Origin of the sequence: Lichenicola cladoniae (genome assembly GCF_013201075.1) — a bacterium.
Lineage (GTDB): Bacteria > Pseudomonadota > Alphaproteobacteria > Acetobacterales > Acetobacteraceae > Lichenicola > Lichenicola cladoniae.
This window is the reverse complement of the sequence record NZ_CP053708.1, coordinates 4046777-4067658: the sequence shown is the minus strand read 5'-3', so window position 1 is coordinate 4067658 and position 20882 is coordinate 4046777. Positions and strand designations below refer to the sequence as shown.

The following is a 20882-nucleotide window of genomic DNA, read 5'->3' as shown; positions in this document are numbered from 1 at the left end:
CATGCGCACTCATCTCAATTCGATGCCGGCCGACTCCATGGTCGTCAACATGGCCCACCGGGCGCCGCAGCACCGGCTGCACGATGGTGCGGAATGGCACGATGCGCAGGCGGATGCACGCGCGCTGACCTCGTCGCTCGATCCGGTCAGGTTCTTCAAGGGGATTGTCGTCGTCGGCGACGCGATCGTCATCGGGCTTGCCTGCGCGGTGGCGTCGCTCATCCGCTTCGGTCTCGTGTTCCCGATGCTGCATGTCGGCACCGCCGCCAGTCTCGCCATCCTCATCATGTTCAAGCTGATGCACGGAGGCACGGTCGATGCGCGGGAAACCACGGCGCGGCTGTCGTCCCAGCTGATCGAGGTGCTCCGGAGCTGGACGCTGACCATCGTCATGCTGCTGGTCGCAGCCTACCTGCTGCGGATTTCCGCGACCTACCCCCGCCTATGGGTCGCGTTGTGGTTCGCGATCGGCCTGACCGGGTTGAGCCTGGTGCGAATCTTCGCGGTGCGCGAGCTCGGACGCTGGCGCCGGCAGGGGCGGTTCGCCAGGATGGTGGCGGTCGTCGACCTGGACGGCACCGGGCATGTTCTCGCCCAGCAGCTCCAGCACGATTCCACCCGGGAGGCCCGGCTGCTCGGGGTCTTTTCCGCCTCGGCGGTCCCGCCGACGCCGGGTACCCGCGTGTCCTCGGTCGATGACCTGATCGCGCTGTCCCAGTTGTTCCGTATCGACGATGTGGTGGTGACGACCTCCTGGCCCGGCAGTCCGATGCTCCAGGAGACCTTGCGGAAACTGTCGAGCATCCCGACCACGGTACGCCTGTGCCCGTTGCTGCCGCCGGCATTCGTGGGCCCACATTGCCAGGCCGAACTGATGATGGGCAATCCGACGCTCGTGGTCTGCCGGAGGCCGCTGCCGGGCTGGGACGTCGTCTTCAAGCGGCTCGAGGATCTGATACTCGGATGCCTGATGCTGGCGGCACTCTCGCCGGTGATGCTGCTGATCGCCGCGTCCGTCAGGCTCGACAGCCCGGGTCCGGCCTTGTTCCGGCAGAAGCGCCTCGGCTTCAACAACAACCCCATTACCGTCTACAAATTCCGAAGCATGGTGCACCGGCCGATCCCGGACGATGCGGAAGTGATCCAGGCGTCCCGAAACGACCAGCGCGTGACCCGGCTGGGCCGGTATCTGCGGAAATCCAGCCTCGACGAATTGCCGCAGCTCTTCAACGTGCTGCGTGGGGAGATGTCGCTGGTTGGGCCGCGTCCGCATGCGATCGCCCACAATGCCCAGTATGCGGCCCTGATCGACGACTACCTCGGCCGGCATCGCGTGCAGCCGGGGATCACCGGCTGGGCCCAGGTGAACGGGCTACGCGGCGAGACCGATACGCTGGAAAAGATGCAGAAACGTATCGAGTTCGACCTTGCCTATATCCAGCGCTGGTCCTTGATGTTCGACCTCAGGATCATCATCCAGACCGCCTTCGGCGTCCTGTTCCACCGTCAGGCGTACTAGGCGCACCAGTCTGCCGGGCGGTTCCGGCTCACTGAGCGACCGGCTGTGGCCGCCGAGCGAGCCTTTAAAGGCAAAGCACGCCCCACCTAAGCGTCGAGTAGCTTATTCGCTAATAAACCATCAACTTTGAATTAGTTCTTGTCAGAATGACTGACGACATCCTAGTTGATGAAGCGATCTCGTAACAAGTTGCGGACCTTAAGAAATTCTAGGTTACAGAAAAGAACGTCATTGAAGAATCGAAACGCAAAGCGGATCTATACCTCGCGATAGACTTCCACAGACGGTCACATCCCGTTGACTTGCTTAGTCGGCTTTCAATCAAAGCATCCGAATAGACCATGTTATTACGATTCGATCGTAAAACTATCATCTGAAAACCGACACTGCCTGAAGCCGACCGTCGGTACATGCATCTGCCGGACGCATGCCCGACACCATCTGGAGAAGCCGCTTATGAAGACCCTCGTTGGAGGTGCAACCGCGATCATGCTCCCCACCCCACGACGTACCGATCGTTACGAGGTGATCCTGGTCGACAACACCCGTCTGTTCAGGGAGGGACTGACCGGTATCCTTCACGGCTCTTCGTTCCATGTCGTTGCCGCGACCGCCGACATCGACGAGGCGTTCGTCACGGCCAACCGGGCTGAGGACGATCCGGTCGACATGGTGATCTGCAGCCTCGATCCGCAACGCAGCGTCGAGCCGCAGCTCGCCACGATCCGCGCCACCCGGAAACGCGATCCCAGGACCAAGATCGTCCTCCTGATGCCGGCGTGCACCCCGGCCGACCTGGTCGCGGCCGTGCTGTGCGGAGTGGATGGGATTATCCTGAAGGATATCTCCGGCGAGGCATTCCGGGCCGCTTTGATCCTGGTCATGCTTGGCCAGCATGTTCTGCCGCTCGCGGTGGCGTCCGAGGTGTTCGCGGCCTGTCGCGAATTCGGCGATATGACGGTGTGGGACGCGCAAGCCATGCCGGATCGTCGAGCCGTCGTGGCAACTCATACGCGGTTTGTCCAACCGACGGCACCCCTGCCTGGCAGCGAGGAAACCATCGTCTGTGCCGGCGTGTTCGCGGCCGCCGATGCAGCGTCGCTCCTCGACCGGACCCGCCCGGTCGTTGCGCGCAACCTCGGCCTTTCGGACCGGGAGACGCAGATCCTGCAGTGTCTCGTCGAGGGCTGCGCGAACAAGATGATCGCCCGCAGGCTCGACATCGCGGAAGCGACGGTCAAGGTCCACATCAAGGGGCTGCTCCGGAAGATCAACGTAAGCAATCGCACCCAGGCCGCGATCTGGGGTCTCAACCAGACCATGACCGCTCGCCAAGGAGTTGCCGACCCGGCGCTTGCTGCGCTGTCCCTGCGGACGGACCTTTCGGTCGAAGACGGCCTGCTCATGCAGCAGTCCATCCCGTCCGAGATCGTCGCGGTCCTGCCTTCGATGGCCGCCGCGATCAGTTCCCTGCCGATGTGACGGGCACGCCGTCGTAAACACCCCCGTCGGCCACGCCCTACACACGCACAGCTACCAGGATGCCGGCCACGATCAGGATTGCGAACCCGAGTGCGAGGATCGTCAGCCGGCGCTCGATGAATGTCTGGATCGGTGCGCCGAAGCGATGGAGCAGCCCGGCAAGCAGGAAGAAGCGGAACCCACGGGTGATCAGGCTGGCCAGCAGGAACAGGGGCAGGCTGTAGTGGGCAGCCCCGGCAGCAATCGCGATGATCTTGTAGGGTATTGGAGTGAGACCCTTCAGGAGAATGACGCTGAACCCGTACTGGGCAAAGCGGTGCACGTAGAGCGCGAGTGCGGCCTCCGCATGATAGAAATGGATGACGCCAGCCGCCAGTCGGATTGCCTCCGCGCCGATGAGCCAGCCGATGGTTCCGCCGCACAGGCTGGCCAGCGTGCATAATCCTGCAAGGCGCCAGGCCAGATCCCGTCGCGCCAGCACCATCGGGATCAGCAGGACGTCCGGCGGGACCGGAAAGAAGCTGCCCTCGGCCACCGCGATCAACGCCAGCCACAGAGGCGCTCGTCTCGTGGCTGCGAGAGCAAGGGTTCGCGCGTAGAGACGCTCGAGCACCGACGAGGATCCTGCTGCAGCGAAATCCATGATCTTCCTTATCCCGACCTTGGCCGTATATTCTTGGAGCAGCCGGCTAGTCGAACAGCGAACTGACCGAGCTCTCGTCGGCGATGCGACGCATGGCCTCTGCAAGCAGTGGCGCGATCGTTGCCTGCCTGATGTTCGACGCCGTCCGGGTGGCTTCCGTCGCGACGATGCTGTCGGTGATGGTCATCATGCTGAACACCGAGGACGCCACCCGTTCGACAGCACCCGCGGACAGGACGCCGTGGGTGATATAGGCATTGATGGATCTTGCACCGTTGCGTTGCAATGCCGCCGCCGCGTTGCAGAGTGTTCCGCCGCTGTCGCAGATATCGTCGACCAGGATGCAGTCCCGGCCGTAAACGTCGCCGATGACGTTCATCACCTCGGACACTCCCGCCCGCTCCCGACGCTTGTCGATGATCGCGAGATCGGTTTCCAGTCGTCGCGCGAGCTCCCGGGCCCGAATCACACCGCCGACATCGGGCGACACGATCATCATCTCGCGCGTGAGAAAGCGTTTCTTGGCGTCTTCGGCAAACAGCGGCGCCGCATAGAGGTTGTCGACCGGGATATCGAAGAAGCCCTGGATCTGGCTGGCATGCAGGTCCAGCGTCAGGATCCGGTTTGCGCCTGCCTCGGTCAGCAGGTTCGCGACCAGCTTCGCGCTGATCGGACTGCGCGGCGACGACTTCCTGTCCTGCCTGGCATATCCGAAATACGGAATGACCGCCGTGATCCTGCGCGCCGAGCCACGCCTGAGCGCGTCCAGCATGATCAGCAGTTCCATCAGGTTGTCGTTCGCCGGATAGGACGTGCTCTGGATCACGAAGACATCCTGGCCACGGACGTTTTCCTGGATCTCGACGAATATCTCCATGTCGGCGAACCGCCGGACGATCGCCTTGGTCAGTGGAAGCTCCAGCGCGGAAGCCACGGCCTGGGCAAGAGGGATATTTCCGTTGCCTGCGACGATCTTCATGGATCGAGGTGTCCTGTTCCTGGCCGGATGCGTTTTGCTACGCCATCCGGCGCGACGAAGAAGACGCCGCTTTACATGGGGTCATATCGACGCATTCCGTAGCAGTTGACTCATCGAAATGACAATCGTGATTCGGTATCGATGTCCGGAAAATAATAGACGGACCATGGTTCCGGCGCGCGCAGCCGTCAGGAAGCGCGTGTGGCCTAATCCATAGGGATGCCACGCGACATAAAGTGCATAGGATTATGCGCCTTTATCGCCCGACGATTCCGAACTGATGTGTGGTCTCTGTGCAGTCGGCCTGTGCGTCCATCGCGATGAGCGGACGCCGGTTCTTTTCAAGCCAGGGACGACGATGTTGGACATCATAACAACGCAGACCGCATCGGGTTCCGTGTCCGGCCTGCGTCGAACGCGGACCCTCGGTTTACCGGTCGACGCGACCTTTGATACAACAGGCGTTCTCGATGCCGTCGCGCGCAATCTCGCTTCGCGAACGCCGTATCTGGTCACGTTCGTCAATCCGTCCTCGTGCGCAGTCGCAACCAGCCGGCCAGGTTATGCCGACCGGCTTGCCGCGTTCGATGCGGTCCTTCCCGACGGATCAGGGCTGAGCCTTGCCGTCCGGCTGATCCACCATATCCCGGCGGCCAGGATAAGCTTCGACACGACGTCCCTCGCTCCGAAGCTGCTCGGTCTGGCCGAGCAGTACGGCTATACCGTAGCGCTCGTCGGCGGAGAGCCGGGTTCGGCGGAACAGGCGATGCAGCGGCTCGCCGACGCGTTTCCAATGCTCCGGTTCGTCGGTGCATTCCACGGCTACGGCGACACCGATGTCAGGACGCGGAAGCTGGTCGCGCTCGATCCGGACATCGTCATCTGCGGGATGGGGTCGGATCACCAGGAGAAGATGCTGCTCGCTCTCAAGGGCGCGGGTTGGACGGGCTGCGGCTTTACCTGTGGCGGATATCTCGACCAGCTGAACGGCGGAATGGACTATTATCCGGCCTGGATCGACAGGCTGAACCTTCGCTGGGCCTACCGGCTTGCGAAGGAGCCTCGGCGCCTGTGGCGCCGTTACCTTCTGGACTACCCACCCTTTGTCGTGGCTGTCGTCCTCGCGGCCTGTCAAATGTCGTTGCGTAGAAGGTCCGATCGCCTCACGGAGATCAGGCCATCCCAGTCAATCGAGTTGCCATCGAGGGACGCAATAGGAACCGGAGCAATACCCTGATGCCATCCAAGATGCTCGCGCCGAACTCCATACCGCTCTCGGATTTTTCGTGGCGTGCGGAGTCACCGCTTCTGGCAACCGAGACCAGCATCCCGCGCGACATCTATCGCGTCGTGGCACGGCACAAGTACGTGTTCGCGGCCACGCTGCTGCTGGTTACGGCTAGCAGCGTCGTCGTCGCGAAGTATCTGCCGGGACAATATACATCCTCCAGCACCGTCGTGATCGAGACCAGCCAGCCGGAGGCGGTCACGCTGAACGAGATGCTGACCGACACCAGAGCGGACGCGGAAGCGATCGCCACCGAGCTCGAGATACTGTATTCGCGCGAGTTCATCGAGCAGGTCGCCAACCGGCTGAAGCTGGTCGATAATCCTGAGTTCAATCCGGCCCTTCGCCACGGCCTGCTCGAGGCGATGCCGACCGCCCTGTTCGGCTACAGGCTTCCTGCCTCCTGGGCAGCTGCGCGTCCCGTCGCACCGGGCCACCGGGCGATGAACGACGTGGTTGCGTCCATCAAGAATCACCTCGTGGTCGGCCCGCTCGGCCGGGCTCGTGCGATCCGCATCGCCTTCACCTCGGGCGATCCTCGTACCGCCGCTGCGATCGTCAACACGATGGCCGACCTCTACATGGCCGAGCATGGGCGGATCCGTGACGAGCAGACCCGCCTGGCAAACAGCTGGATCGACCAGCGGCTCCTCGTGCTCAAGAACAAGGCCGACGCGTCATCGGCGGCGGTCGGGTTGTACAAGACCCAGCATGGGTTGCTTCGCAGCCGAGACTCGCTGCTCGTCGAGCAGGAAGTGGGCGAAGTCAGCACCCAGCTCACCGCGGCCCAAGCCCGGCAGACCGATGCCGCGGTCGCGCTGGCCGATGCGAGCCGTGCCGGACCGCAACAGGTTTCCACCGTCCTGAACTCCCCGGTGATCCAGCAGCTTCGGGCGCAGGAAGCGCGGCTCACCGTGGAGAATGCCGAACTCAGTTCGCAGCTGGGCGATGCGCATCCGATCGAGATCGGGATCGATGCCCGGATCCGCGACATCCGATCGCAGATCGCCGCCGAGACGAGCCGGCTGATCCATAGCCTGCAGAGCGCCAATGAAATGGCGTCGGCAAGCCGGGCCGCCACGGCGGCACGCATGGCCGAGGCCCGTCTGCACGTCGAGCAGGCCGACACGCTCCAGACCGGGCTGCAGGCCAAGGAGCGCGAGGCCGCGGTGGACAGCGCCTTCTACCAGACCTTCCTGACGCGCTCCAAAGAGACCGATCCCCAGTTCAACTTCCCCCGCATCAATGTGCGGGTGCTGTCCTGGGCTGTTCCCACGGACCGTCCGTCATCCCCCAATCGCAGCCTGATCGTGCTGGCCGGACTGGTGCTCGGGCTCATCATGGCCTCGGCGGCGGTCGCCCTGCGTGAGATGCTGGCGAAAGGCCTGAGGACACCGGAGAGCTTCGAGCGGCTGCTCGGCTTCAGCCCGCTCGGCATCGTCCCCTTTCTGCGGCGGCACTCCGAGCAACGGCAGCAGGAGACGCTGCAGGATGCTGCGGCAGTGCTCTGGGCGCGTCTCGCCGGGTCGCAGGACGGCAAGCTTCCGCGCAGCGTTCTGGTGACGTCCGCGGTGCCGCGTGAAGGCAAGACGACCTGCTCGCGGCTGCTGGGAATGGCCGCCGCCGAACGCGGCCAGCGCGTGTTGATCGTCGATGCCGACCTGTACCGGTCCTCGCTCACCACGACGGTCGGCCAGCACGCCGGCGCCGCCGGGCTCGCAGACATCATCCGCGGCGATGTCACGATGAACGATGCGGCAATCAAGCATCTTCCAAACCTCGACATCATTACCGCCGGACGTGCGGACAGGGCGCCGATCCGGTTGCTGACGCAGATGCCCTTCGACCGCTTCATGGCGCAGGCCGAGGCGGAGTACGACCTGGTGATCCTCGACTCCCCACCGATGCTGGTCAGTTCCGATGCCGGGCTGCTGGCGTCCAGTGTGGAAGCCACCTTGTTGCTGGTCCGCTGGGGTCACACTCCTGCGTCGGCGATCAAGGCGGCACTCCGGCAACTCTCGGATATCCGGGCACGTGGCCTGCAGGTGGTGGTCTCGCAGGTCGACCTGGCCAAGCATGCCAAATATGGCGATGCCACGTCCCAGGCGATGCTGCGGCATGGCCGGAAGTATCATCAGCTCCTTGGACTCGCCGCGCGATGAGCCTTCGCACGCTCCCTCGGGAAGCCTTGATAAGGCCGGCCCCGCGCCCGACGACCAGCCGCGCGGAAACCAGGCGCATGGCCGAGGCCTGGGCCGGCTACCCGGTCTCGACGCAATGGGTCTCGACCGGCCGGGTCGTGGAGATGTCCACCGGGCAGGCGCTCCGGTATGCGGTGATGTGGCAGCTCGCTTCGTTCGTGCTGCTCGGCATGCAGATGCTGCTCGTCTGCGCGTTCGGCTCGGTGGCGCTGATTTTCGGCCTGACCGGGCTGCTGGTGCTGTTCGCGAAACGCCCGCTCGCCGGGGCGACGGTCTTCCTGCAGGTGCTGCTCTACCAGAACTGGTTCCTCGCCGTATTCTCCCGGTTCGGCCTCGACCATGCCGCCTTCCAGACGGTTCAGGGGCTGGCGTTCGCGGCAGTCGTCTGCCTGTCGGCCGTGGCCTTCATCCGCATGGCACGACCGGGCGGCGCCGGCAGCACCGCCACCATCCTGACACGCTGGATCTGCATCGCGATCGTCGTGATGCTCGCCTACACCGCCTACGGAATGCTGAAATCGTCCCCGGGTTCGGCCATCACCTACCTGCGCAACAGTTCGGCGATGCTGCTGGCACTCCTGGTCGGGCTCGACCTTGGCCGCCGGTGGAGCTACCGGACGTTCGCGATCATCTTCCTGGTCTCGATCGTGTTCGGCGTCGCCGTCGATCTTGCGGAGCTGGTCGTTCCCGTCGAGTACTACCAGGCGATCGGCGCGATCGATTTCTGGAACTTCAAGAACGCGTTGCCCGACGGAACCGGCCCCATCATGCGCAGCGTCGACGAACTGGTGCGGGCGCGTATCGTCACCTGGTTCAACATTACCGGCGGATCCGGTGATCATCTCTCGATCCGCAGCTTCGGACCGAACATGCATGCGGTGAGCTACGCCTATGTGGTCGGCGTCACCGCGATCGTGGCGATGACTCTTCGCCGGTTCGAGATCGTCTTCCTCGCGATCGCCCTGCTGGTGATGGCGGGCATCAAGGGCCCGCTCCTGATGCTGCTGGCAACCATCTGTCTCGCGACGTTGTGGATCGTCACGCGCAACCGGCTCATGGTCCTGCTGGCATCCGTCGTGCTGCTGGTCGCCTATGTCGGGTTCGGCATCCGCACCGGCATCGCCAACTCCGATTTCCATGTCATCGGCTTCCTGGGCGGCCTGCATGGTTTCATGTCGACGCCGCAAGGTCATGGCATCGGCGTCGGCGGAAACCTCTCGGCATTGGGAGTCGGAGGGCTGGACTGGGCGACCTGGCAGAAGCTCGGCGTCGATTTCGCGCTCGAGAGTGCCGTCGGCGTGTTGCTCTACCAGATGGGCGTCGCGGTGGTGGTCGTCTACCTGCCGATCTTCATCACGATCTTCGCCGGGTTCAAAAGGAAACTGCAGGCCGGTGGTGGTCGCGGCATCATGACCAGGCCGACCGATACGCTGTTCATCGCGATCGCCGTCATCCTGGCCAATGGCTTCTTCCAGGAAGAGGCCTATTCACCCTACGCGCTGGGTCTGCTGACGCTGTTCGGCGGCATCGTCATCAGCAACCTCGGTGGCGACGAACCTGCGCTCGATAGGATGACGTGATGCTGACCGGTCTACGCGCCCTGACAAATCGGCTGCCTCCCGGGCAGGGGCGGCAATGCCGCGCCTTCCTGTGCGTGCGGGACGAGGCCGATCGTCTGCCCTACCTGCTGTCGTACTACCGCTCGCTCGGCGTGCAGTGGTTCTTCATCATCGATGACCGCTCGACCGATTCCAGCGCCGACTACCTGCGTGTCCAGCCGGACTGCTCGGTCTTCACGACCAGCGCGGATTTCGGCGGCGCCAACTTCGGAATGGACTGGATCAACACGCTGCTGGAAGCCTACGGCCCCGGCCATTGGTGCCTGTTCGTGGATGCGGACGAGCTGCTGGTCTATCCGAACGTGGAGAAGCTGCCGCTTCCGAAGCTGTGCGACTATCTCGAACGCAACGGCTATGAAGGCGTCTTCGCCTTCATGCTGGACATGTATTCGCCTGTTCCCGTGTCGGAGGCCGTCTATCTCCGGGGCGAACGCTTCAACGACGTGTGCCCGCTGTTCGATGTCGATTACCGGTTCCGCCCCAGGTTGAAGCGGCCGTTCGGCGCAGCGCCGTTTCCGCCCTCCGAGGTCGTCGGCGGTCCCCGCCTCCGGCAGTTCTATCCGCGGTTCGCCAGGTCCGGGGCCTACGGCTATGCCGTGCCGCGTGGCCTGAAGAAGCTGCGCGACAGCCGGATCGGGCGCGCCCTGGCGATGCAAAGCTGGCTCGGCGGAACCACGTCGCCGCCGCTGCTGTCCAAGATGCCGCTCATTCTCGGGGCGCCCGGCCGGCGCTGGATCAGCAACCACAAGACGACCCCGCTGCGGCTTGCGCCGATCACCGGCGTGTTGCTGCACTACAAGTTCTTTTCCGATTTCCATGGGCGGGTCATCAAGGCTCTGGAACAGGGCCAGCATTTCGATGGCGGTTCCGAATACGGCCGCTATGCGTCGGCGCTCAAGGGCGATCCGAACCTGTGCTTTGCCCATCCCGAAAGCCGCCGCTACCGGTCGAGCGTGGACCTGACCAGGCCGGGGCTGCTCCGCACCTCCAGCGACTACGAAACGTTCTGCTCGGAACAGCCGGTGTTGCCGGGCTACGATCCGGCCCTCGGCGACGCGGCCGAACCTGTCGTCGCCAAGAGCCTAGCCGAGTGAGTTCAGCGTGCGTCCGGTTACGCGCAATGGCGTTTGCCTCGGTCGTCGCCACGCTGGTCCTCGGTCTTGCCGCTTCGGCCGAACCGGGCCGGGCTGCCACGGCGAATACCATCCCGGCGCCGCTGACCTGCCTCGCCGACACGCCCACCGCTGTCCGGCCGGCGCTCGACAGCATTCCGAAGTCCCGCCGCGACCGTCTCTCCCGGGGCGTCAACATGACCGACCTGTTCGTCGATGGGAGCGAGCCGGATCTGCCGGGCGTGTTCGCGCGTCTCCGGCGCAGCGGGGTGAGGCATATCCGCGTCCCTGTCTCCCCGCTGGTGTTCGCCCCGGTGCCCCCGGCTTGGCAGGCTGCGGTGCTGAGGCGCCTCGACAGTACCGTCTGTGCCGCGGTCGCCGCCGACCTCGGGGTGATCATCGACCTGCATCCGTTCGAGAACCTGCAGCCCGAAGGCGGGACGACCGAGCAGATCGCCACGCGGCTCAAGCTCGTCTGGCGCCAGCTCGCTGCGCGCTACGCGACCGCCTCGCCGGACCATGTTTTCTTCGAAATGCTGAACGAGCCGAAGCTGCCCGACGGCGTACAGTGGGCGGCGATGCAGGCGGATATTCTGCAGGCAATCCGCTCGGTCGCGCCGGCAAACACGGTAATTGCGACGGCGAGCCCCTGGAGCACTGCGGCGGCGCTGTCTGCCCTTCCGCCACTTGCCGACCGTAACGTTGCCTACACGTTCCATTTCTATACGCCGATGATCTTCACGCATCAGGCGGCGTCCTGGTCGGTGCCGAGCTACGGGACCATCCGGTCGCTGGAGTTTCCGGCGAAGGCAGGTAACGTCGCCGCGGTTGCGGCCGGCACGGACCCTTCGCTCCGGTCCCAACTTGCCTGGTATGGCGACAATTTCCACGATGCCGGGCTGATGACCGGGGAGATCGACCTCGCCGCCGCATGGAGCCGGACCAACAGCGCGGTCGTGGTCTCGACCGAGTTCGGCGTGTTCAACAACGCCACTCCGCGCGATGCACGTGCGAAATGGCTGGGCATCGTGCGCGCCAAGCTGGAAAGTGCCGGGATGGGCTGGACCGTCTGGGAATATAAAGGCGGCTGGGGGATCGACCACGATCTCGTCGAGGGCTGTGGTGCTTCGAACTCGGCTGCGACATCGCTTCGCCTCTGCCGGTCCTGATGCCGATGAAAGACCTGTCGGAGTTCGTGTCCATGCAGTCCATCGTCGCGCCCGAGCGGCCGGCGGCCAAGCTGTGGCTGAAGGCGACGCGCCAGTATGGCTGGCTGATGGCCGACCAGGCAGTGTTCGCCCTGACCAACCTGGTTCTCAACGTGCTGTTCGCGCACTGGCTCACGCCGGTCGAGTACGGTCGCTTCGGCATCACCTTCTCCGGCTTCATCCTGCTCAGCGTCCTGCACTGGTATGTCGTCGTCGAGCCGCTGCTGGTCGAATCCGCACGGATCGCACCGGATCGGCTCCGGTCCTACATCACCACCCTGGTCCGGGCGCATCTCATCCTCCTGGCCGTTGCATCGGTCCTGGGCGCGCTCGCCTGGCTGACCGGCACGCTGCTCGGCCGGCCCGATCTCGGCCTCGGCGTCGCCACCGCGATCGGCTGCGGCTGCGCGCTGCTGACCCTGGCGACCGCGCGTCGCCTGTGCCTGGCCTTCCTGACCGCGGCGATCTCGGCGCTGGTCGGATTGCTCTATCTTTTTGCGGCAACGGCGACCGCCTGGGTGTTGTATTTCGCCGGCGCGATCAGCTGGTTCGCCCTCTGGGTGGTGATGAGCGGCTGGAGCCTGGTCTGCGCGACGATCATCTGCGCGATCCTGCTGTCGAGGACCGTACCGGGTCGCCCGTACCGGATGGCGGAGTTGGTCCGTGCGACGTCGCCGTTCGTGCCCTGGGGCAGCGCATCCGCCGGGTTTTCCTGGGTACGCTCGGACGGGATCTATGTGGTGCTGGCCCTGTTCCAGGGGCTGGCCAGCGTCGCCGGGACCCGCGCCGTGGTCACGCTCAACGCGCCGGTGGTGCAGCTGAACAGCGCCCTGATGGCGACCTGGATTGTCGATTTCGGTCGCCGCGGCCGGGGTAGTACGCGCGCGCTGCGCCGGACCGTGCTGCAGCGCGCCTTGTTCTACGCCGCCGCGGCGTTGCCGATCGTGGTGCTCGCCGGGTTCGTGGCTGGTCCGGTCATGCACCTGGTGTTTCGCGGCAAGTTCGATGCCGGCGCCTGGCTGATGCCGGTGTTCCTGCTGAGCTACGCGCTCAACGGCATCGAGGGCATGCTGACCAGCGCGATGAAGGCCAGCGGCATTTTTCGCGATGCCTATCTGCCGCACATGGTCGGCAGCGTCGGCGTCGGGATCGCCGCCCTCGCGCTGATCCCCCGTGCCGGCGCGCCCGGTGCTGCAGCCGCAGTACTGACCGGAGCGATCGCGGGCCTTGCCGCGGCTGCGTTCCTTTTCGCACGGGAGTGCCGGCGCAATGTCTGACCAGATCCTGACCGAGCGCCTGAGGCGTAACTCCGAAGTGTCGGTGACAGAGTCGAATGCTTCGCGTTCGAGCGTCCTGGCCGGGCCTCCCGCCTGGGCCATCGTCGCGACCCTCGTCCTCGTGGTCGCGTCCATTGCAGTCGGCGTCGCCGCTGCGCTGACGCGCGGACCGTGGCTGGACGAGTTCTGGACCCTCTGGGCCACCGACCCGACGATACCGTGGCAGCAGGCGCTGCAGGAGCGCTGGCTGACCGACGTTCATCCGCCCGCGTTTTCCGCCTTCTCGCGCCTGCTGGCCGGTCTGCTCGGGCCGGAGGTGACGATCCGGCGACTGCAGAACCTGCTGCCGCTGCTCGGCCTGCTGGGTGCGTTCGTGTATGCGGCCATGGAATGGCCGCGTGCGCGCCGGTTCCTCGCGACCTACGCCGTGCTGGCCTTCTCCTCCTATTTCATGACCGCGTATCTCGCCGAATACCGGTCCTATTTCGCGCAGTTCTGCTTCGGGCTGGTCTTCTATGGCTCGGGTTACGCGCTCCTGAGCGGAGAGCTCGAGCTGAGCACCACCGCACGCCGGGTGGCGGCCGGTGCGCTGCTGGTGACCAGCGTGCTGCTCGTCAACCTGCACTTCGTGACGGCGATCGTGGCACTGATCAGCCTGGCCGGGCTGATGCTGGCCGCGCTGGCCTTCCGGCAGAGGCAGCTCGCCGTGCTGTTCTGCGTGGCCGGGTTCCTGTCGACGATCCCGCTGGCCGTGACCACGATGTTCCAGTTGCACCAGCTGCTCGGGCGTACCGGCGGGCATTTCTGGATCGAGACCGGAGTGCGCGAGGCCGTCACGATCGTGGCCGGCTCGTTCGTGAAGGGAGTGGGCTGCAGCCTTATCGCCGTCGTTGCGGCGATCCTGACGCTCGGACGCAGGGCAGGCCGCCCAAATGCAGGGATCGGCAGGGATCGGCAGATCGGCCTGATCTTCGCGGGCCTCGCGGCAGGCTCCGCCCTGGTCCTGCTCGGCATCAATCTCCAGACGCCGATCATCATCGACCGCTATCTGGTGCTCTGCTCGGCGGCGATGGTCTGCGGCCTGGCCATTCTCGCGAAGGACATCCTGTTCGACAGACGCTGGGGCTTCGTGCTGCTGCTTGCCAATGCCGCGGCCTTCATCGCCGTGTCCGGGTTGAAGCTGGTGCGTGAGCCGCGCTGGAATGCCACGGCCGAACTGATCGCCGGCGCGGTGACAAGATGCCCGGCCACCAGGGTCGAGGCATTCCAGTTCCTGTATCCGGGCACGCTGCCGAACGAGGCGGCGGTCCTGTCGCAGGCCTATCGCTATCTCGGCGACCGCCACGGCTTCGCTGTCCAGGCGGCTGGGCTGGCAACCTTCCGGCCACCCAATTCCACCAGCACATGCGGCGATATCCTCTGGGTCGAGCATCTGCTCTGGCCCGGCCACGATCCGGATACCAACGACCGCCTGGTGCGCGACGCCGCGAGACGGGCACTCGGCCCGATCGATCTGTCACGCACCGTCGTGCTTCGAGCCAAGACCGGCGCGATCATTGTCCCCGCTGCGGAGCAGTCCCCATGAAAACCTCCCCCGCCGTCGCCCTGGCGGTATCCGCGCCGGCAAGGGGCTTGTCCCGCCTCGTCGCATGGCCGGATCGGCACGCGGCGGCGCTCGCCCGCGCCCTGCTGCTCATGCTCGGGTTGCCGCTCGTGCTGGGTGTCGCCGCCTGGCTCGGTAATCTGGCACTCGGAGGTATCTCCACCGGCAATCCTGTGGTCACGGCGCTTGCCGCCCTGGTGCGATTCGTCTCGCCCAGCACGCGCAGCGATTCCTGGGCGCCGATGATCCGTGCGTTCGACTTCATCCGTGGTCCGCACGGCGACACGTTGTATGCGACGTTGTTCTTCGATCTGCACGAGAAATTCCAGTATCCGCCGACCAGCCTGCTCTGGATCGACGGCCTGCGTCACCTCATCCGGATCGATACCACGACGCTGAACTGGGTGAATGCCGGGGTGTTCCTGCTCAACATTGCGGGTAGCATCCTGCTGTGTCGCGAAATCGTCCGGCGCGGTGCGGCCTCCGCGCTCGTCGAGCAGGCGCCCGTCCGGCTCGCCGTCCTGGTCGGTGCGCTCTGCTTCGTGTTCTGGCCGGTCATCTATGGCTTCACGATCGGGCAGATCCAGCTCTGGATCGATTGCCTGTTCACCGGCGCCTTGCTGCTCTGGAGCAAAGACCGGAAGATCGCCGCCGGCATCGCGATCGGACTTGCCTGCACGATCAAGCCGCAGCTCGGGCTGTTGCTCCCCTGGGCGCTGCTCTGGCGCGAGCAGCGTTTCGCGTCCGGCCTTGCCGCGACGATCGCGGCGGCCCTGATGGTGTCCGTGGCGCGATACGGCCTTGCCAGCCATATCCATTATCTCGACGTGCTGTCCTACCTGTCCCGGCACGGCGAGTCTTTCCGTGCCAACCAGTCCGTCAACGGTCTGATGAACCGGCTGCTGTCGAACGGCGACAACCTGCACTGGCATGCCGACGATTTCCCGCCGTTCCTGGCTGCGGTCTATTGGCCGACGCTGTTGAGCGGACTGCTGCTCGCCGCAATTCCGTTCACGCTGGCACTGCTCGGGCGCCGCCATCGTCCGGGACTGATCGACCTGTCGATCGGCGGCCTGTGCTTCACCATGGCGTCGCCGATCGCCTGGGAACAGCATTACGGCATCGTCCTGCCGATCTATATCGTTGCCGTCTGCATGATCCTGTCACAGCGTTCGGTGCCCCATTCCCGTATCGTTGTCGGCATGCTGATCACCTCCTGGTGTCTGGTGGGCTCCAACCTGCAGATCCTGAACCTGTTCAGCACCACTTGGCTGAACGTCCTGCAATCCTATGTGTTCATCGGCGCGTTGCTGTTGCTCGGCGTGCTGGTCTCGATCTCGAGACCGGCGGCACCGCGAGCGGCGCGATAGACACGCTGACAACCGGCGCCTGTATCGAAAAGATCTCTAGAGTACGAACGGCCGAAGTCCCGGGATCCGCTGCAGCAGGAAACTCAGGCCCGTAGAAGGAGCAATTACCAGGGAGGTCAGCAGGATGACCCGAAAGGGACTGTCGTTGCCTATATAGGGCAGAAGCAGCCAGACGATGAACAGGTGCACGAAGTAGACGCCGAGGCTGACCTGACCGAGGCGTGCAAGGACACTGATGAACCAGGATCTCGGGATGGTTCTGGCGAGCATGAACGCGACCGCCCCGAGGGGAAACATCGAGACGAGAACATCGTGCCCCAGGAACATGGGCGTGCCCGATACCCCGATGATCAGCCTGTTCTCCGTGAAGGCCAGCGTGACGCCGAGTGCAGTCAGCCCAGCCCACCACCGCCAACTGATGGCGACTGGATATCGACTGATCATCATGCCGATATAGATGTAAAGCGGCGCCGCGAGCTGCCCGTCATGGGTGGACGCCGTTCCGGCAAGGCCAAGCACATCATGGTAGGCGCCGCGGGTCACTGCGATGCATGCGAGCAGCAGACAGGCGATACCGGTGAGCTTCGGCCCGACCGTGCTCATCCCGACCCCGACAAATGCCAGCGCCAGGGCGAGTGCCGGTATGAACCATAAATGGTAGGCCGGCCCACCCCAAAGCAGGTCCCGCGCGGAAAAGGACCAGGCATGTACCGGCAAGAGCTTCAGGAGCAGACCGTACGCCAGCATCCAGAACAGGTAGATCGGGAGGAGACGACGCAGAGGCCGGACGACAAGCCCGATATTGAATCGATCGGCAGCGTGCAGGAAGTAGCCGCTCGAGACGAAAAAGAACGGGACGGCGATGAAACAGATCGTCGCAAGATCTGCAGCCCAGACCGGTACAGGCGGCTTCGACGGCAACGTGTGGAACAGGATCACCACTGCCGCACAGACATATCGGAAGGCGTCGATACCTTCGTTGCGGGGCGGCTTCGGCTTGATCTTCCGAGGCTCGACGACCGGGCGGATAGCGACTCCGGAGGGATCCGCGTCGACGCGGTCGTTCAGATCGAGGCTGTGCATTTTCGTCGCTGTCATGAAAGAGGCCTATTTCCAGGACTGGTGCGGGGCAGGCGACGCTATGACCGGAGAGTGGACGGCGTAGTCCCTTTTAGCTTCGCGCGATGGCGTAGATCCCCATCGTGACCAGCAGGATCCCGCTGCCGCGCAGCGGCGTGACGGTCTCGCCGAACAGGAAGACACCGAACAGCGAGGTCAGCACGAAGCCGAGACCGACGAACGGATAGGCCTGCGACAGACTGGTGCGTGCGAGAACCTGCAGCCACAGCAGCGTGCCGAACCCATAGAGAACCAGGCCGCCGATCACGCCCGGCGTTGCCATCGCGAGAAAGGATGCCAGCAGCGATTGGCCGTCCGGCACCGTTTGCCCCGTCCGGCCAGAGACGCCGAGCTTGAAGCTCACCTGCGCCAGTGCCGACAAGGTCACGCTGAATAGTATTAATCCAAAAGTGGTAGTTTTCATGTCAATCTCGTTCCTGAGAGCCAACTATATTGCAAAGTCAGAATGATGTCTGCTCGTAGATTTAGTTAATCCTTATGAGTGATTGAGCCGTCGGAACAGCGTGTCAATATGATCGCAATGCCGTTCCAGGAGGTCTCAGTAACCAGCGCTCCGACTTCCGTTTTACTTCGTGATGTATCCGTCATTGCAACACCGCTGGTCGTCGACCTCGATGGCACGCTCATCAAGTCCGACCTCCTGCTCGAGACATTCTTCGATGCAGCCGGACAGCATCCGCTGCAGGCGATCGGCGCGATCGGCGCCCTGGGCCACGGCAAGGCTGCGTTGAAGGCGAGACTCGCCTCGATCAGCAGCTTCGATCCGGAGTTCCTTCCCTACGATCCCGCTGTGATATCGATCATCGAAGAGGCGAGGCAGGCTGGCCGGCCTGTCTATCTCGCATCCGCCTCCAACGAGCAGCTGGTGAAGTCCGTCGCGGATCATCTCGGCCTGTTCGACGGCTGGATGGGATCGGACAGCGAGCGGAACCTGTCGGGACGTCGCAAGGCGGACCTGCTGGTCGAGAAGTTCGGCGCGCACGGCTTCGACTATATCGGTAACGACAAGGCCGATCTCGATGTGTGGCAGGTTGCCGCCTCGGCGATCGCCGTCAGGACCTCGGCGCGCACGCGGCATGCGCTCGACAAGATGCATTCGCACGCCGTCCATCTGCCGGAGCGCACGCCGACCCTAAAATCATGGCTTCGTCTTCTTCGCGTCCATCAATACGTCAAGAACGGCCTGTTGCTGGTGCCGCTGATGACTGCGCACCTGTTCCAGCTGACGGCACTTGTCCACGCCCTGCTCGGCATTGTCGCGTTCTCGCTCTGCGCGTCGAGCGTCTACCTGCTGAACGATCTCGTCGATCTCCGCTCCGACCGAAGCCACACGACCAAGCATCTCCGACCGCTGGCCTGTGGCGCGATCCCGCTCGGCCAGGCGGTGGCGCTGATGCCGGTCCTGCTGGCGACATCGATGGCGATCGGATGGTTCGTCTCGCCTGCGTTCTTTGCCGTGCTCTGCGGCTACTACGCTTTGACCACGGCCTATTCGTTCGTGCTGAAGCGCAAGATGCTGGTCGATGTCGTCACGCTCGCCGCGCTGTATTCGATCCGCGTGATTGCCGGCGGCGTGGCGATCGACGTCGTCCTCTCGGAGTGGCTGCTCGGCTTCTCGATGTTCATCTTTATGTCCCTCGCTCTGATCAAGCGTTATGCCGAGCTTGCGGTTCGCCTGGATCTCGGGCTGTCGGATCCGACCAACCGGAACTACAAGATCGGCGACCTGCAGATCGTGGCGACCATGGCCACCGTGTGCGGCTTCAACGCGGTCACCGTGCTCGCCCTGTATATCTCGTCGCCGGCGGTGCACGTTCTCTACCGCGAGCCGAGGGTTCTCTGGCTGATGTGCCCGGTGATCATGTACTGGACCGGACGGATGATGCTGATGACCCATCGCAGGTTCGTCACCGAGGATCCGATCATCTTCGCTGTGCGCGACCGGGTCAGCCTGCTGACGCTCGGAACCTGCTTTACCATTCTCGTCGCGGCCTATCTTTGACCGCGCGCGGCGCATGATAGGTCGGTCATGCACAAGCCGGTCCGAGCCGACCTGCGCGATCCGGCTCTGTGCGAGGATCTATCCTTGGCCGGTCGCGTGGTGAGGCGGTCCGGATCAGGCTTTCGCGCGGTCCGGAGCATCCTCGAGGACGTCCAGCCGGTCTGGGTCGTCGTCGTCCTGGCGGCATTGGTGCTGTCGATGGCGATCCTGTTCGTCAGCGAGCCGCACCTCGTGTTCGCCGACTACCGCATCGCCTATTATCCCGCCGGTTCGATGGTCATCCATGGCCAGTCGCTGCGACCCCTGATCGAGAAAGGGGTTACGGGGTTCGTCAATATTCCGATCGTCGCCTGGCTGTTCACGCCATTCGCACTGCTCCCGGTCGTGTTATCCGCAGGTGTGTTTCTGCTGTGCGGGATCGTCGGACTCATACTGTCCTGCATGCTGCTGATCCGGATTGCCGGGCTCACAGGTTGGCGCAGCCACCTGTTTATCCTGCTGTTCGCCATGAATGGGCCGCTTCTCTACAGCGTGAAGGAAGGCAACACGAGCCACATCGTGCTGGCTTGCCTGATCGGTGGCCTGGTGCTGATTCGTCGCGGCCGTCATGGCCTCGCCGGCTCGCTGCTTGCCTCGGCCGCGCTGTTGAAGCTGCCCCTGCTTCTGTTCGGGTTGTACTTCGTCGTCCGGCGGAAGTGGAGCGCCGCGGCCGGTTTCGGAATGACCCTGCTGGTGGCGGGTTCGGTGTCGCTGGTGGTATTCGGGCTGGCCCTTCATGCGGTGTGGTTCGACGTCGCGGTCAGGCAGTTCAGCGGCCATTCCTTGGCTTCGTTCAATGTGCAGTCGCTCCAGAGCTTCGTCCTGCGGCTGCGCACGCCTGCGCCGGCGCTGTTCGACTGGCATCTTCTCCCCCTGAGCCGGGCCGAGACCCTGGTTTGCACCCTGGTTTCCGTGGCGCTCTATCTGACCACGGTGCTGGTCTGCCTCCGCACCATGCAAACGCCGCGAAAGAAACCGTCGATGGCATCTCCCGATCCCGTCGACCTGGAGTTCATGCTGGTGATCTGCCTGGCACTCCTGACCAGCCCTCTCTCCTGGACGCATTACTATGCCTGGATGCTGATCCCGATTGCCTTCTTCATCGGCGGTCGCTTCACCGCGGGGTCGTCCGGCGTCGGCACATCGCCCGCTTCCCTGGTGGCCTGCCTCGTTGCGACGCTGCTGGTGAGCCTGCCAGTCATGTTCCCGACCGGCGTAGTCCCGGCCGTAACGGTATTCCATGAGCGGATCGGCACATCGACCTATTTCCTGGGCTGCGTACTCTGGCTCTCCATCATCGCCGTGACCGTCAACGCCGAGCAGCGGCGCCAGGCCTTTATTGCCCGCGCTTTGCCGCTCCCGGTTTTCGAGTCCGCGCGCTTGCCGGCTAAAATCTAGAC

At 64.2% G+C, this 20882-nt stretch carries 16 protein-coding genes; 12 read left to right on the top strand and 4 right to left on the bottom strand.

Translation table 11 applies throughout. The features are described from left to right. The first annotated feature begins 1 nt into the window (after position 1). A complete protein-coding gene (locus HN018_RS18345) occupies positions 2 to 1519 on the top strand; it encodes an undecaprenyl-phosphate glucose phosphotransferase (RefSeq protein ID WP_171835172.1) in 1518 nt (505 codons plus the stop codon). Between the two features lie 456 nt (positions 1520 to 1975). Next, a complete protein-coding gene (locus HN018_RS29430; protein WP_408886726.1) occupies positions 1976 to 3001 on the top strand; it encodes a LuxR C-terminal-related transcriptional regulator in 1026 nt (341 codons plus the stop codon). Between the two features lie 37 nt (positions 3002 to 3038). On the opposite strand, the gene HN018_RS18335 is transcribed toward HN018_RS29430, so the two are convergent. Together HN018_RS18335 and HN018_RS18330 are read right to left on the bottom strand one after the other, a co-directional pair. Further along, positions 3039 to 3614 (bottom strand): YqaA family protein, encoded by a 576-nt coding sequence (locus HN018_RS18335; protein ID WP_171835197.1) that lies wholly within the window; start codon positions 3612 to 3614, stop codon positions 3039 to 3041. Positions 3615 to 3690: 76 nt separating this feature from the next. Next, a complete protein-coding gene (locus tag HN018_RS18330; RefSeq protein ID WP_171835173.1) occupies positions 3691 to 4623 on the bottom strand; it encodes a ribose-phosphate pyrophosphokinase in 933 nt (310 codons plus the stop codon). A gap of 358 nt (positions 4624 to 4981) precedes the next feature. Here HN018_RS18330 and HN018_RS18325 point away from each other — a divergent pair, with 358 nt between their 5' ends. The 8 genes from HN018_RS18325 to HN018_RS18290 all read left to right on the top strand — a co-directional run bounded on the left by HN018_RS18325 (position 4982) and on the right by HN018_RS18290 (position 16301). Beyond that, positions 4982 to 5860: a WecB/TagA/CpsF family glycosyltransferase gene (locus HN018_RS18325; RefSeq protein ID WP_171835174.1), complete on the top strand. Its 879-nt coding sequence runs from the start codon at positions 4982 to 4984 to the stop codon at positions 5858 to 5860. Beyond that, positions 5860 to 8073 (top strand): GumC family protein, encoded by a 2214-nt coding sequence (locus HN018_RS18320; protein ID WP_171835175.1) that lies wholly within the window; start codon positions 5860 to 5862, stop codon positions 8071 to 8073. The genes HN018_RS18325 and HN018_RS18320 overlap by 1 nt, the downstream gene beginning before the upstream one ends. Positions 8074 to 8150: 77 nt before the next feature. After that, positions 8151 to 9692, top strand: coding sequence for a hypothetical protein (locus HN018_RS18315; RefSeq protein WP_171835176.1), 1542 nt, complete (start codon positions 8151 to 8153; stop codon positions 9690 to 9692). After that, a complete protein-coding gene (locus HN018_RS18310; RefSeq protein WP_171835177.1) occupies positions 9692 to 10825 on the top strand; it encodes a glycosyltransferase family 2 protein in 1134 nt (377 codons plus the stop codon). Before HN018_RS18315 ends, HN018_RS18310 begins: the two co-directional genes overlap by 1 nt. Positions 10826 to 10851: 26 nt before the next feature. After that, the gene (locus tag HN018_RS18305; RefSeq protein ID WP_171835178.1) at positions 10852 to 12012 is read left to right on the top strand and encodes a glycoside hydrolase family 5 protein; all 1161 of its coding nucleotides are present in this window, start codon (positions 10852 to 10854) and stop codon (positions 12010 to 12012) included. A 32-nt stretch (positions 12013 to 12044) separates the two neighbouring features. Then, the gene (locus HN018_RS18300) at positions 12045 to 13328 is read left to right on the top strand and encodes a lipopolysaccharide biosynthesis protein (protein WP_171835179.1); all 1284 of its coding nucleotides are present in this window, start codon (positions 12045 to 12047) and stop codon (positions 13326 to 13328) included. Continuing rightward, a complete protein-coding gene (locus HN018_RS18295) occupies positions 13321 to 14913 on the top strand; it encodes a hypothetical protein (protein WP_171835180.1) in 1593 nt (530 codons plus the stop codon). Before HN018_RS18300 ends, HN018_RS18295 begins: the two co-directional genes overlap by 8 nt. After that, entirely contained in the window at positions 14910 to 16301 is a 1392-nt protein-coding gene (locus tag HN018_RS18290) for a glycosyltransferase family 87 protein (protein WP_171835181.1), read from the top strand. Before HN018_RS18295 ends, HN018_RS18290 begins: the two co-directional genes overlap by 4 nt. Before the next feature lie 36 nt (positions 16302 to 16337). Here the strand turns inward: HN018_RS18290 and HN018_RS18285 are convergent, their stop codons facing one another. Together HN018_RS18285 and HN018_RS18280 are read right to left on the bottom strand one after the other, a co-directional pair. Then, positions 16338 to 17399 (bottom strand): acyltransferase, encoded by a 1062-nt coding sequence (locus tag HN018_RS18285; RefSeq protein WP_171835182.1) that lies wholly within the window; start codon positions 17397 to 17399, stop codon positions 16338 to 16340. A 73-nt stretch (positions 17400 to 17472) separates the two neighbouring features. Further along, the gene (locus HN018_RS18280) at positions 17473 to 17844 is read right to left on the bottom strand and encodes a DMT family transporter (protein WP_171835183.1); all 372 of its coding nucleotides are present in this window, start codon (positions 17842 to 17844) and stop codon (positions 17473 to 17475) included. Positions 17845 to 17952: 108 nt separating this feature from the next. On the opposite strand from HN018_RS18280, the gene HN018_RS18275 reads away from it, so the two are divergent. After that, on the top strand, positions 17953 to 19443 hold the full coding sequence (locus HN018_RS18275) for a UbiA family prenyltransferase (protein WP_239478810.1): 1491 nt from the start codon (positions 17953 to 17955) through the stop codon (positions 19441 to 19443). A gap of 27 nt (positions 19444 to 19470) precedes the next feature. Then, on the top strand, positions 19471 to 20880 hold the full coding sequence (locus tag HN018_RS18270; RefSeq protein ID WP_171835184.1) for a glycosyltransferase family 87 protein: 1410 nt from the start codon (positions 19471 to 19473) through the stop codon (positions 20878 to 20880). Positions 20881 to 20882 lie beyond the last annotated feature (2 nt).

Bases quoted from the DNA above. Each gene is read 5' to 3' on its own strand.
- HN018_RS18275 (WP_239478810.1), top strand. From the start codon at position 17,953: ATGATCGCAATGCCGTTCCAGGAGGTCTCAGTAACCAGCGCTCCGACT.
- HN018_RS18300 (WP_171835179.1), top strand. From the start codon at position 12,045: ATGCAGTCCATCGTCGCGCCCGAGCGGCCGGCGGCCAAGCTGTGGCTG.
- HN018_RS18315 (WP_171835176.1), top strand. From the start codon at position 8,151: ATGGCCGAGGCCTGGGCCGGCTACCCGGTCTCGACGCAATGGGTCTCG.
- HN018_RS18325 (WP_171835174.1), top strand. From the start codon at position 4,982: ATGTTGGACATCATAACAACGCAGACCGCATCGGGTTCCGTGTCCGGC.
- HN018_RS18305 (WP_171835178.1), top strand. From the start codon at position 10,852: ATGGCGTTTGCCTCGGTCGTCGCCACGCTGGTCCTCGGTCTTGCCGCT.
- HN018_RS18330 (WP_171835173.1), bottom strand. From the start codon at position 4,623: ATGAAGATCGTCGCAGGCAACGGAAATATCCCTCTTGCCCAGGCCGTG.
- HN018_RS18290 (WP_171835181.1), top strand. From the start codon at position 14,910: ATGAAAACCTCCCCCGCCGTCGCCCTGGCGGTATCCGCGCCGGCAAGG.
- HN018_RS18270 (WP_171835184.1), top strand. From the start codon at position 19,471: ATGCACAAGCCGGTCCGAGCCGACCTGCGCGATCCGGCTCTGTGCGAG.
- HN018_RS18310 (WP_171835177.1), top strand. From the start codon at position 9,692: ATGCTGACCGGTCTACGCGCCCTGACAAATCGGCTGCCTCCCGGGCAG.
- HN018_RS18280 (WP_171835183.1), bottom strand. From the start codon at position 17,844: ATGAAAACTACCACTTTTGGATTAATACTATTCAGCGTGACCTTGTCG.
- HN018_RS29430 (WP_408886726.1), top strand. From the start codon at position 1,976: ATGAAGACCCTCGTTGGAGGTGCAACCGCGATCATGCTCCCCACCCCA.
- HN018_RS18345 (WP_171835172.1), top strand. From the start codon at position 2: ATGCGCACTCATCTCAATTCGATGCCGGCCGACTCCATGGTCGTCAAC.
- HN018_RS18295 (WP_171835180.1), top strand. From the start codon at position 13,321: ATGTCTGACCAGATCCTGACCGAGCGCCTGAGGCGTAACTCCGAAGTG.
- HN018_RS18320 (WP_171835175.1), top strand. From the start codon at position 5,860: ATGCCATCCAAGATGCTCGCGCCGAACTCCATACCGCTCTCGGATTTT.
- HN018_RS18285 (WP_171835182.1), bottom strand. From the start codon at position 17,399: ATGACAGCGACGAAAATGCACAGCCTCGATCTGAACGACCGCGTCGAC.